Origin of the sequence: uncultured Aquincola sp. (assembly GCF_964001545.1) — a bacterium.
Lineage (GTDB): Bacteria > Pseudomonadota > Gammaproteobacteria > Burkholderiales > Burkholderiaceae_C > Aquincola.
The window spans coordinates 1-11,262 of record NZ_CAXFDV010000752.1; the positions used below are offsets into that span (position 1 = coordinate 1).

General features: G+C 69.8%; 12 protein-coding genes. 3 read left to right on the forward strand and 9 right to left on the reverse strand.

Annotation, left to right across the window (positions count from 1 at the left end; all coding sequences use genetic code 11):
- Positions 1–136: 136 nt before the first annotated feature.
- The 7 genes from ABNT58_RS26350 to murJ all read right to left on the reverse strand — a co-directional run bounded on the left by ABNT58_RS26350 (position 137) and on the right by murJ (position 6,861).
- Positions 137–763: a deoxynucleoside kinase gene (locus tag ABNT58_RS26350; RefSeq protein WP_348756341.1), complete on the reverse strand. Its 627-nt coding sequence runs from the start codon at positions 761–763 to the stop codon at positions 137–139.
- Between the two features lie 12 nt (positions 764–775).
- On the reverse strand, positions 776–1,285 hold the full coding sequence (gene folK, locus ABNT58_RS26355) for a 2-amino-4-hydroxy-6-hydroxymethyldihydropteridine diphosphokinase (protein ID WP_348756342.1): 510 nt from the start codon (positions 1,283–1,285) through the stop codon (positions 776–778).
- Positions 1,282–3,003, reverse strand: coding sequence for a polynucleotide adenylyltransferase PcnB (pcnB, locus tag ABNT58_RS26360; protein WP_348756343.1), 1,722 nt, complete (start codon positions 3,001–3,003; stop codon positions 1,282–1,284). Before pcnB ends, folK begins: the two co-directional genes overlap by 4 nt.
- Positions 3,000–3,668, reverse strand: a complete 669-nt coding sequence (locus ABNT58_RS26365) for an HAD-IB family hydrolase (RefSeq protein ID WP_348756344.1) — start codon at positions 3,666–3,668, stop codon at positions 3,000–3,002. Before ABNT58_RS26365 ends, pcnB begins: the two co-directional genes overlap by 4 nt.
- Complete coding sequence (gene hda, locus ABNT58_RS26370) at positions 3,665–4,339, reverse strand: DnaA regulatory inactivator Hda (RefSeq protein WP_348756345.1); 675 nt, start codon at positions 4,337–4,339, stop codon at positions 3,665–3,667. Before hda ends, ABNT58_RS26365 begins: the two co-directional genes overlap by 4 nt.
- A 73-nt stretch (positions 4,340–4,412) precedes the next feature.
- On the reverse strand, positions 4,413–5,282 hold the full coding sequence (locus ABNT58_RS26375; protein ID WP_348756346.1) for a tetratricopeptide repeat protein: 870 nt from the start codon (positions 5,280–5,282) through the stop codon (positions 4,413–4,415).
- A 22-nt stretch (positions 5,283–5,304) separates the two neighbouring features.
- Positions 5,305–6,861, reverse strand: a complete 1,557-nt coding sequence (murJ, locus tag ABNT58_RS26380) for a murein biosynthesis integral membrane protein MurJ (RefSeq protein WP_348756347.1) — start codon at positions 6,859–6,861, stop codon at positions 5,305–5,307.
- A gap of 163 nt (positions 6,862–7,024) precedes the next feature.
- Here murJ and rpsT point away from each other — a divergent pair, with 163 nt between their 5' ends.
- On the forward strand, positions 7,025–7,336 hold the full coding sequence (gene rpsT / locus ABNT58_RS26385; protein ID WP_250199568.1) for a 30S ribosomal protein S20: 312 nt from the start codon (positions 7,025–7,027) through the stop codon (positions 7,334–7,336).
- A gap of 114 nt (positions 7,337–7,450) precedes the next feature.
- Here the strand turns inward: rpsT and ABNT58_RS26390 are convergent, their stop codons facing one another.
- Entirely contained in the window at positions 7,451–7,795 is a 345-nt protein-coding gene (locus ABNT58_RS26390; RefSeq protein WP_348756348.1) for a DUF3579 domain-containing protein, read from the reverse strand.
- A gap of 191 nt (positions 7,796–7,986) precedes the next feature.
- Here ABNT58_RS26390 and ABNT58_RS26395 point away from each other — a divergent pair, with 191 nt between their 5' ends.
- Complete coding sequence (locus tag ABNT58_RS26395; protein ID WP_348756349.1) at positions 7,987–9,195, forward strand: aspartate aminotransferase family protein; 1,209 nt, start codon at positions 7,987–7,989, stop codon at positions 9,193–9,195.
- Positions 9,192–10,127: an ornithine carbamoyltransferase gene (gene argF / locus ABNT58_RS26400; RefSeq protein WP_348756350.1), complete on the forward strand. Its 936-nt coding sequence runs from the start codon at positions 9,192–9,194 to the stop codon at positions 10,125–10,127. The genes ABNT58_RS26395 and argF overlap by 4 nt, the downstream gene beginning before the upstream one ends.
- A gap of 4 nt (positions 10,128–10,131) precedes the next feature.
- On the opposite strand, the gene ABNT58_RS26405 is transcribed toward argF, so the two are convergent.
- Positions 10,132–11,262: methyl-accepting chemotaxis protein (locus tag ABNT58_RS26405; protein WP_348756351.1), on the reverse strand; the 1,131-nt coding region annotated here is incomplete at its 5' end.

The following is an 11,262-nucleotide window of genomic DNA, read 5'->3' on the forward strand; positions in this document are numbered from 1 at the left end:
AAAAAAATTGCCCTCGCGGGGCAGGAGCTTGCCGAACAGCATCGGGCTTTTCCTCGTTCGGGCGGCGCATGACTGTCACAGGACGGTCACGGCACAGTCATAAAGACACAGGGGCGCGCAGTGTAAGCGGGCGCCCCTACCACGCCTCGCGCGGACCGACGAAGTTGTGCAGCCGCTGCAACAGACGGTCGAGGTGCTCGGGCTGTGCCAGCGGATTGAAGCGGGTGGTGTCGATGGCCAGCACCGGCAAGGCGGACTCGCGACCGAACCAGGCGGCGTAGGCGTGGCCCAGCCGCTGCAGGTAGGCGGCCTCGATGCCCTGCTCCATCGCCAGACCACGGTGGGCGATGCGGCCCAGCAGCGTGGCCGCATCGGCCTGCAGCCAGATCACCAGGTCGGGCGCCGGCATCTGCGGCGCCATGGCCGCATGGATCTGGCTGTAGAGCCGGAACTCATCGTCCGACAGCGTGAGCTGCGCGAACAGCGCGTCCTTGGCGAACATGAAGTCGCTGACCACGCGCGGCGTGAACATGCCGGGCTGCGCCAGCCCGCGGTACTGCTCGATGCGCTGGAACAGAAAGCACAGCTGCGTCTGCATCGCGTAGCGCGCGGGCTCGGCGTAGAAGCGCTCGAGGAACGGGTTGTCGTGCGGGCGCTCCAGCAGCAGCTGCGCATCGAGCCGGGCCGCCAGCAGCCGCGCCAGCGTGCTCTTGCCCACGCCGATCGGCCCTTCGATGGCGATGTGGCGCAGGCGGTCGAGCATGGCCGATGCCGTTCAGCGTGGGGACAGGCGCTCGATCCGCTGGTCGGCGCAGGCGGCCAGCAGCGTGGACACGTCGCCCAGGCCATAGATGGCCAGTTCCGGCGCCAGTTCGGCCAGCGGCGCCAGCACGAAGGCGCGTTGGTGCAGCCGCGGGTGCGGCAGCGTCAGCCGCGGGGTGTCCAGGCGCAGGGCGCCCACCAGCAGCAGGTCGAGGTCCAGCGTGCGCGGCGCGTTGCGGTAGGGCCGCTCGCGGCCATGCTGCTGCTCGATGGCCTGCAGCGCGTCCAGCAGCGCCTCGGGCGCCAGGCTGCTGCGCAGCTCGGCCACGGCGTTCAGGTAGTCCGGCCCGCCGGCGTCCACCGGCGCGGTGCGGTAATAGCTGGAACGGGCCATGAGCCGGGTGTCGGGCAGTGCGGCCAATGCGGCCAGGGCCGCTTCCAGCGTGGCCCGCGCATCGCCCAGGTTGGCGCCCAGGCCGACGAAGATGCGTTCGTCAGCCAGGGGCGCGGCCGGCAGGCTCAAGCGCCCTCGCCGCCCGGCGCGGCGGCGCCGGCGTCAGTGCCTTCGGCGCCAGCCGATCCAGCGCCCGCCGGCTTGCGGCGGCGACGGCGGCGCTTGCGGGCCGGGGCGCCGTCGGCCGGCGCGGTGGCCAGGTCCTCGTCGCCGTCCAGGTCGGCGGTGCTGTCGGCGCCGTGCTCGTCTGTTCGGTCGGTGGCGTCGGCGCCCTCGGCGGCGGCGGCGCCGCGGTCGGCCAGCCCTTCGCCGGCCGCGCCGGCTTCGGCCTTGGGCTTGCGGCTGCGGGCCGGCTTGGCGGCGCCTGCAGCGCCCGGCACGCGGCGGGTCTTGCCCTGCTGCTCACGCGCGGCGGCCAGCAGCGCTTCGCGCTCCTCAGGCGTGCCCAGCGCAAAGTCTTCCCACCATTCGGCCAGCGCCGGGTCCACCTCGCCGGCGTCGGCGCGCAGCCGCAAAAAGTCGTAGCCGGCGCGAAAGCGCGGCTGCTCGACCAGCGAGAACGGCGCACTGCCGGTGCGCCGCTCGAAGCGCGGCTGCATGCCCCAGATCTCGCGCATGTCGGTGCCCAGCTTGCCGCGGCCCGAGATGTCGCCCACGCGGGCGTCGAACACCGCGTCCACCGCCTGCATCAGCGCGGGGAACGGCGGCTCGCCTTCATCGCGGCGGCGCTGCCAGCCGGCCAGCACCTCATGCCACAGCAGGCAGGCCAGCAGGAAGCTGGGCGCCACCGGGCGGTCTTCGGACACGCGGCGGTCGGTGTCGGCCAGCGCCATTTCCACGAACTTGCGGCGACTGGCATGCTGGGGCTGGTCGGCACCGGGGCCGATCAGCACGTCCAGCATCGGGAAACGGCTGCCCAGGCCCTGCTTGCGCAGCTCCTGCACGCTGGCCACCGCATGGCCGGTCTGCAGCAGCTTGATGGTTTCGTCGAACAGGCGCGAGACCGGGATGTTGTCCAGCAGCGCGGCCATCTCGGCGATGGGGGCGCGGGTCTTGGCCTCGATCTGGAAGCCCAGCTTGGCCGCGAAGCGCACCACGCGCACGATGCGCACCGGGTCTTCGCGGTAGCGGGTCACCGGGTCGCCGATCATGCGCAGCACCTGCCGTTCGATGTCCTTCAGGCCGCCGTGGTAGTCGACCACGATCTCGCTCACCGGGTCGTAGTACATCGCGTTGATGGTGAAGTCGCGGCGGGCGGCGTCTTCGATCTGCGGGCCCCACACGTTGTCGCGCAGCACCCGGCCGGCGGCGTCCACCGCATGGCTCTTGTTGGCCAGCTCGGCCTTGGAGGTTTTTTCGTTGCCGCCCACCTGCTCGGCCGCGCTGTTGTCCAGGTAGGCGCGGAAGGTGGACACCTCCACCACCTCATGCTCGCGGCCACGGCCGAAGATCACATGCACGATGCGAAAGCGCCGGCCGATGATGAAGGCCCGGCGGAACAGTGCCTTGACCTCTTCCGGCGTGGCATTTGTGGCGACGTCGAAGTCCTTAGGACGGCGGTTGACCAGCAGGTCGCGCACCGCGCCGCCCACGATGTAGGCCTCGAAGCCGGCGTCCTTGAGGGTGCGCACCACGCGCACCGCGCGCTCGTCCAGCAGCTCGGGGTTGATGCGGTGCTCGGTGGCCGGCACCTCCACCCGTTTGCCCAGCGGCACCTTGGCGACGCCGGCCTTGCCGGCCTTGGCGGGCGACTTGCCCAGCAGCCTGTCGATGAAGGTCTTGATCATTCGAAAAGTCTCAGGATGCGCCAGACGCGCTCCCGCGCGATGGCTTCGAGCGCGGCGCTCGGGTTGGTGGCGACGGCATCGGTCGCCCATTCGAGCAGCGGCAGGTCGTTGGTGGAGTCGCTGTAGACGGTGATGCGGTCGAAGTCGGCACGCTGGCGGCCTTGGGCGGCCAGCCAGGCTTCGACACGCGGCACCTTGCCTTCGCGGTAGGAAGGGATGCCCTGGATGTCGCCGGTGACGCGGCCCTGCGCATCACGCGCCAGTTCCACCGCGATCAGCGTCGGCACCTCGAAGGCACGGGCGATGGGCTGGGTGACGAATTCGTTGGTGGCGGTGACGATGGCGATCAGGTCACCCGCCTCGGCATGGCCGCGCACCAGCGCGCGGGCACTGTCGTGCAGCACCGGCTGGATGGCCTCGTTGAAAAAGCGCACACGGCCGGCCTCGATCTCGTCGAAAGGCCGGTCCCGCCAGGGCGAGGTGGCAAAGCGGATGTAGGCCGCCAGGTCGAGCCGGCCGGCCTGGTAGTCGGCGAAGAAGCGGTCGTTCTCGGCCTGGAAGGCGGCGCCATCGGCCCAGCCGGTGCGCACCATGAACTGCCCGAAGGCGTGGTCGGAATCGATGGGCAGCAGCGTGCCGTCGAGGTCGAACAGCGTCAGGTTCATGCGCCCTGCCCTTCTTCGGCCAGCATCAGCTTGAGCAGCGGCACCGTCACCTGGCGCTGCTCGGCGAGCGCGAAGTCGTCCAGCCGGTCCAGCAGGCCCATCAGGTCTTTCATGTCGCGCGACAAGCGGCTCAGCACGTAGTCCATCACTTCATCGGAGAGAAAAATGCCGCGCCGGTCGGCCTCGCGGCGCAGCGCGGCGCGGGCCTCGGCCTCGGTCAGCGGCTGCAGCCCGAACACCGGGCCCCAGCCCAGCCGGGTGCGCAGGTCGTCGCGCACCGGCAGGTCCACCGGCGGCAGCCGGCCGGCAGCCACCAGCTGCACGCCGTGGCTCATGGCCTCGATGAACAGCGTGAAGGCGCCGTGCTGGCGGGCGGCGTCCAGCGCGTCGGCTTCGTCGATGACGATCAGCGACCAAGTGTCGTCGAATTCAAACGGCAGCGGCGATGCGGCATTGAACCAGCCGGCGCGCTCGCCACGCTCCTGCGCAGCCAGCGTGAGCGCATGCAGCAGATGGGTCTTGCCGCTGCCCGCCGGCCCCCACAGGTACACCGGCGGCGAAGGCGGCTGCAGCGACTGCAGGTGGGCCACGGCCGGCGCATTGGCGCGGGCCAGGTAGCTTTCAAAGGTTTGCGGCGGGCGCGGCCCGAACGCCAGCGGCAACTGTCTCATGGGTTCTTTTTGTTCGCCGGGCGACGCCGCGCGAAACCGCGCATTGTAAAGAACCCGCCCCGGGGCCACTGGCTCAGTGCAACGGCGGCCTGCCGCTGCGGCGCAGCTGCGTCATGCGCCGGCGCAGCGCGGCGGCGTCTTCGGCGTCGGGGCGGTGCTGCAGGTAGATGGCCAGGTCGTCGGCGGCCTCGTCGGCGCGGCCCAGTTCTTCCAGGCACAGCGCACGGTCGCGCCGCTGGTCCCACTGCTGCGGCAGCAGCACCACCAGCCGCTCGATCACCGCGAACAGGCGCGGCCAGTCGTTGGCGCTGCGGTGGATTTCCTTCAGGTTGCCCAGCATGCGGGCCAGCACGTCGCGCGCCGGCGTGGACTGCAGAAACAGGCCCAGCGGCACCTCGAAATCGCCCTCCAGCCCCTGCTGGCGGCGGTACGGGGCCAGGCGCTCGTCCAGGTCTTCACGCGACAGCGACTGGCCGTTGAACGGGTCGATCACCACTTCGCCCTGCGTCATGCGCAGCTTGACCAGGAAGTGCCCGGGAAATGAGACGCCGCGCGCGGTCAGGCCGATCTGGGTGGCGATCTCGATGTAGAGGATGGCCAGGCTGATGGGGATGCCGCGGCGGGTTTCCAGCACCTTGTGCAGGTAGCTGTTGGCCGGGTCGTAGAAGTCGTTGACGTTGCCGCCGAAGCCCAGCTCATGGAAGAAGTAGCGGTTGAGCAGCCGCAGCTTCTGCAGCGCGGCCGCATCGGCAGGGATGCGGCGCTTGAGCTGCCAGGCCAGGCTGTCGATGTCGGCCAGCACCGTCTGGGGGTCGAGCTGCGGATAGTCGTCCTGGGCGATGGAGACCGCCGCCTCCAGCAAGGAGAGGCTTTCGACCTCGGCCACCAGCGACGCGAAGTAAGTCAGCGGGGACGGGGCCTCGAAGCGCAGCGTACCTGTCATCGACCCAGTGTAGGCGATGGCTTCAACCGTGACGGGCGAAGTGTCGAGGCCTCAATCCCAGCAGGGCCAGCACGCTGAAGTACAGCAGCGCCACCCCGCCCAGCACGCCCGCCATCCAGGCCGCGCGCAGCCCGGCATGGGCCTGCAGGCCGATCCAGTCGATGCGTGCCGAGGCCACCGCCAACGCCGCGCCCAGCACCGCGGTGGCGATGCCGATGCGCAGCAGGAACAGACCCCAGCCCGGCCGCGGCAGGTACACGCCGCGCTGGAGCAGCCCCCACAGCAGCCAGCTGGCATTGACCAGCGCGCCCAGGCCGATGGACAGCGCCAGCCCCGCATGGCCCAGCCAGGGCACGAAGACCAGGTTCATCAGCTGGGTGACCACCAGCACGATGATGGCGATGCGCACCGGCGTGCGGATGTCCTGGCGGGCGTAGAAGCCCGGCGCCAGCACCTTGACCGACACCAGCCCCATCAGCCCGGCGCCGTAACCCATCAGCGCGCGCACCGTCTGCTCCACGTCGGTGGGGGTGAACTGGCCATAGTGGAACAGCACCGCCACCAGCGGCCGCGCGAACACCAGCAGCGCGATGGCGCACGGCAGCGCCAGCACCAGCATCAGCCGCAGGCCCCAGTCGAGCAGGCCCGAGTAACGCTCGGTATCGCCCCTGGCCTGCGCCGAAGACAGCTGCGGCAGCAGCACCACGCCCAGCGCCACGCCCAGCAGCCCGGTCGGAAACTCCATCAGCCGGTCGGCATAGAACAGCCACGACACCGCCCCCACGCCCACGCGCGACGCGATCTGGGTGTTGATCAGCAACGACAGCTGCGCCACCGACACACCCACCAGCGCCGGCGCCATCTGCCTGAGCACGCGGTGCACGCCCGGGTGGTGCCAGGCGGCCTTGATCGACCCCGGCAGCAGGCCGATGCGCGGCAGCGCGCCCAGCCGCGCCAGCGCCGGCACCTGCACCGCCAGCTGCAGCACGCCGCCCACCAGCACGCCCACCGCAATGGCGTAGATGGGCTCGATGCCGTGGCGCTGGAACACCGGCGCCAGCCAGATGGCCGCCACGATCCAGGCCACGTTGAGCAACACCGGCGTGAGCGCCGGCACCGTGAACTGCCGCCAGGTGTTGAGGATGCCGCCGGCCAGCGCCACCAGCGACATGAAGCCGATGTACGGGAACATCCAGCGGGTGAGCTGCACCGCGTCGTCGAAGCGCTGCAGCCCCGAGCCGATGGCCAGCACCAGCAGCGGCGCGGCCACGATGCCCACCGCCACCGTGACAGCCAGCGCCCAGAACAGCATGGTGGCCACCGCGTCGATCAGCTGGTGGGTGGCGGCGTCGCCGTCGCGCTCACGCGTGGCGGCCAGGATGGGCACGAAGGCCTGCGAAAAGGCGCCTTCGGCGAACAGCCGGCGCAGCAGGTTGGGAATGCGGAACGCCACGTTGAAGGCGTCTGTCCAGGCGCTGGCGCCGAAGGCACCGGCCATCAACTGGTCGCGCACGAGGCCGGTGATGCGCGAAGCGAGCGTCAGCAGCGAAACGGTGGAAGCGGCCTTGAAAAGGTTCACGGGGCGGGCGGCCTGGAGCCGCGGTCACTGAAAATGGAGCCGAAGCACGCGCGGCGCCCCGGTCCGCACAAGCCTGAGCCAGGCCGGCGGCGCGCGATTATGCCGCCCGGCGCTGGCGTGCTATACTCGCTGGCTCTGCATCACCCGGCAAACCACATACGCTATGGCAACCTCTTCCAAAGCCAAGAAGAAGACCGTCCGCCTCGCCTCCGGCCGCAAGCGCGCGCGCCAGGACGTGAAGCTGAACGCTGCTAACACCGCCCTGCGCTCGAAGTTCCGCACCGTCGTCAAGAACGTGCAGAAGGCCGTCGTCGCTGGCGACAAGGCCAAGGCCACCGAACTGTTCGCAGTCGCCCAGAGCGTCATCGACTCGGTCGCTGACAAGGGCATCTTCCACAAGAACAAGGCTGCCCGCCACAAGAGCCGCCTGTCGGCCAAGGTCAAGGCCCTGTCGGCCGCGACCGCCTCGGCCTGATCAGCCGGCCAGTCGGGTGATGTAAAAAAAGGGCCTGCTCTGCAGGCCCTTTTTACGTGAGGGGTGCCGCGGGCACCCCTTGTCGCATCCGGGGCCGCCACCGGCCCCTCGCCTTCAGCGCGCCGCAGGCGGCGGCACGTCGGGCAGCACGCACACCTCGGCCACTTGCAGGTCGTTGTCGCGGGCGAAGTTCATCACGAAGTCCCAGGCCATGGGCTCGATTTCCTTCAGCGCCTCGCTGATCAGCACCGCCTTGACCTTGCCCACCGACGTGGGCACGCAGTAGGGCGAATAGCCGATGCGCGCGCCCGGGCCGCCCACGTTGCCGCCCGGCCGAAAACACGACATGGCTCCTGCCAGCCGCTCCGCCCAGTCGCTGGGACGGAAGGTGCGACCGTCCTTGGTCAGACCCTGGACGACGAATTCGCGCGGCTTGGGGGGAGTAGTGAGTGGCTTCATGCAGGATCTGGCTCGGGCGCGGCACGGGGTGTGCGCGGCCGCAAGCCCATGATTGTGCCCTGAGCCTGTTGCGCCGCAGCACGCCGGGGCTTGCGCCAGGGGGCGCTGCCGTGCCGTCATGCGCACGCCTTTAGAATCCGGCCCCTCTTGCCCATCAGACGGGCGTTTTCCTGCCCCGCCGGAGCCATTTCATGACCGTTGACACCGCCCTGCCGACCGAGCCGCACGTGATGCACACCTACGGCCGCCTGCCCATCGCGCTGTCGCACGGCCGAGGCTGCAAGGTCTGGGACACGCAGGGCCGCGAATACCTCGACGGCCTGGGCGGCATCGCCGTCAACACCCTGGGCCATGCGCACCCCAAGCTGGTGCCGGCGCTGCAGGACCAGATCGGCAAGCTGATCCACTCCTGCAACTACTACCACGTGCCGCTGCAGGAAACCCTGGCCGCCAAGCTGTGCGAGCTGTCGGGCCTGACCAATGCCTTCTTCTGCTCCACCGGCCTGGAAGCCAACGAAGCGGCGCTGAAGATCGCCCGCAAATACGGGCATGACAAGGGCATCGAACGGCCCGAAATCATCGTCTACGAGAAGGCCTTCCATGGCCGCTCCATCGCCACGCTGTCGGCCACCGGCAACGTCAAGGTGCAGGCCGGCTTCGGCCCGCTGGTCGAAGGCTTCGTGCGCGTGCCGATGAACGACCTGGCCGCGGTGGAGGAAGTGGCGCGCACCAACCCCAACGTGGTGGCGGTGTTCCTGGAAACCATCCAGGGCGAAGGCGGCATCAACCCCGCCCGCACCGATTACCTGAAGTCGCTGCGGCGCCTCTGCGACGAGCAGGACTGGCTGCTGATGCTGGACGAGGTGCAGTGCGGCATCGGCCGCACCGGCAAGTGGTTCGCACACCAGTGGGCCGGCATCCAGCCCGACGTGATGCCGCTGGCCAAGGGCCTGGGCTCGGGCGTGCCGGTGGGCGCGGTGGTGGCCGGGCCCAAGGCGGCCAAGGTGTTTGGCCCGGGCAACCACGGCACCACCTTCGGCGGCAACCCGCTGTCCATGCGCGCCGGGGTCGAGACGCTGCGCATCATGGAAGAAGACGGCCTGCTCGAGAACGCCGCGCGCGTGGGCGGCCTGCTGCGCACCGCCATCGAACGTGAGCTGGAAGGCGTGGAAGGCTTCGTGGAAGTACGTGGCCAGGGCCTGATGCTGGGCATCGAGCTCGACCGCCCCTGCGGCGAGCTGCTGGGCCAGGCCTGCGACAAGGGCCTGCTGCTGAGCGTGACCGCCGACCGCGTGGTGCGCCTGGTGCCGCCGCTGATCCTCACGGCTGAAGAAGCCGCACAGATCGTGGCCATCCTGTGCCCGCTGATCAAACAGTTCCTGGCGGGTGGCAAGGCATGAAACCCGGAGCCCGCCTGATGAAGCACTACCTGCAGTTCAAGGATTTCCGAGCCGAGGAATACGGCTACCTGTTCGAGCGGGCGCTGATCATCAAGCAGCGCTTCAAGAACTACGAGAAGTACCAGCCGCTGACCGACCGCACGCTGGCCATGATCTTCGAGAAGGCCAGCACCCGCACCCGCGTGAGCTTCGAGGCCGGCATGTACCAGATGGGCGGCTCGGTGGTGCACCTGACCACCGGCGACAGCCAGCTGGGCCGGGCCGAGCCGATCGAGGACAGCGCGCGCGTGATCAGCCGCATGGTCGACCTGGTGATGATCCGCACCTACGAGCAAAGCAAGCTGGAGCGCTTTGCCGCGCATTCGCGCGTGCCGGTGATCAACGGCCTGACCAATGAATACCACCCGTGCCAGATCCTGGCCGACATCTTCACCTTCATCGAGCACCGCGGCTCGATCGAAGGCAAGGTGGTGGCCTGGGTGGGCGACGGCAACAACATGGCCAACACCTGGCTGCAGGCGGCCGAGATCCTGGGCTTCACGGTGCATGTGAGCACGCCCGGCGGCTACGAGATCGACCCCGCGGTGGCCGGCGTGAAGAACCCCGACTGCTACCGCGTGTTCGCCGATCCCAAGGAAGCCTGCGCCGGCGCCCACCTGGTGACCACCGACGTGTGGACCAGCATGGGCTACGAGGCCGAGAACGAGGCCCGCCGCCAGGCCTTTGCCAACTGGTGCGTGGACGCCGGGATGATGGCCGAGGCCCAGCCCGACGCCCTCTTCATGCACTGCCTGCCCGCCCACCGCGGCGAGGAGGTCACGGCCGACGTGATCGACGGCCCGCAGTCGGTGGTGTGGGACGAAGCCGAGAACCGCATGCACGTGCAGAAGGCACTCATGGAGTACCTGCTGCTGGGGCGCATCGGCGGCTGATGAATCACGGCTGGCGCAGCTTGAACGTGCCCACCAGCGCCGTCAGCCGCTCGGCCTGCTGCTTCAGGCTGTCGGCAGCGGCGGCGCTTTCTTCCACCAGCGCGGCGTTGCGCTGCGTCACCTGATCGAGCTGGCTCACCGCGTCGCCCACCTGGCCGATGCCGGTGGATTGCTCGTTGGTGGCCAGCGAGATGGCCGCGATCAGCTGGCTCACCTGCTGCACCTGGGCCACGATGTCGCGCATCGCATCGCCCGCTTCCTGCGCCCGCTGCGAACCCGAATCCACGCGCGACACGCTGTCGCCGATGAGCGACTTGATCTCTCGCGCGGCGCCGGCCGAGCGCTGGGCCAGCGCCCGCACTTCGCCCGCCACCACCGCAAAGCCGCGGCCGTGGTCGCCGGCACGGGCCGCTTCCACCGCCGCATTGAGCGCCAGCAGGTTGGTCTGGAACGCGATGCCGTCGATGACGCCGATGATGTCGGTGATGCGCTGCGAAGCCTTTGCGATGTCCTGCATGGTGGCTGCCACCTGCCCCACCACCGCCCCGCCCTGCGTGGCCGCGGCGCAGGCCCTCGCGGCCAGCTGGTCGGCCTGGCGGGCGGTCTCGGCATTGCTGCGCACAGTGCCCACCAGCTGCTCCACTGACGCCGCGGTCTGCTGCAGGTTGCTGGCCTGCTCTTCGGTGCGCTGGCTCAGGTCGACACTGCCCACGGCCACCTGGGCCGAGCCGGTGGCAATGCTGTGGCTGCTCTGCCGCACCTGGCCCACCAGGTCGGCCAGGCGATCGCGCATGGTGCGGATGGCACCCACCACGCTGCGTGAGCGGCCCGGCGGCAGGTTGAAGTCGATGCTCAGGTCGCCTTCGGCGATGGCCTGCGCCACGCCCAGCACGTCGCGCGGCTCGCCGCCCATCTGCGCCGTGATGGAGCGGGTGATCAGCAGCGCGGCGCCGGCGCCCAGCAGCAACGCCGCCGCGCACACCGCCGCGATCAGCACCAGCGCCGCCTCGAAGGTGTTGCGGCCATCGGCCGTGAGCTGCTCGCCCAGCCTGAGGTTGTAGGCCCAGACGGCGTCGATGGCCTGAGCGGCCGCGCGGTACTGCTGCTCGGCCTCGCCCAGGTACAGGCGGCGCGC

Excerpts from the sequence above, each read along its gene's own strand:
- ABNT58_RS26350 (WP_348756341.1), bottom strand. The coding sequence starts at position 763 with ATGCTCGACCGCCTGCGCCACATCGCCATCGAAGGGCCGATCGGCGTG.
- pcnB (WP_348756343.1), bottom strand. The coding sequence starts at position 3,003 with ATGATCAAGACCTTCATCGACAGGCTGCTGGGCAAGTCGCCCGCCAAG.
- ABNT58_RS26365 (WP_348756344.1), bottom strand. The coding sequence starts at position 3,668 with ATGAACCTGACGCTGTTCGACCTCGACGGCACGCTGCTGCCCATCGAT.
- hda (WP_348756345.1), bottom strand. The coding sequence starts at position 4,339 with ATGAGACAGTTGCCGCTGGCGTTCGGGCCGCGCCCGCCGCAAACCTTT.
- ABNT58_RS26375 (WP_348756346.1), bottom strand. The coding sequence starts at position 5,282 with ATGACAGGTACGCTGCGCTTCGAGGCCCCGTCCCCGCTGACTTACTTC.
- rpsT (WP_250199568.1), top strand. The coding sequence starts at position 7,025 with ATGGCAACCTCTTCCAAAGCCAAGAAGAAGACCGTCCGCCTCGCCTCC.
- ABNT58_RS26390 (WP_348756348.1), bottom strand. The coding sequence starts at position 7,795 with ATGAAGCCACTCACTACTCCCCCCAAGCCGCGCGAATTCGTCGTCCAG.
- ABNT58_RS26395 (WP_348756349.1), top strand. The coding sequence starts at position 7,987 with ATGACCGTTGACACCGCCCTGCCGACCGAGCCGCACGTGATGCACACC.
- argF (WP_348756350.1), top strand. The coding sequence starts at position 9,192 with ATGAAACCCGGAGCCCGCCTGATGAAGCACTACCTGCAGTTCAAGGAT.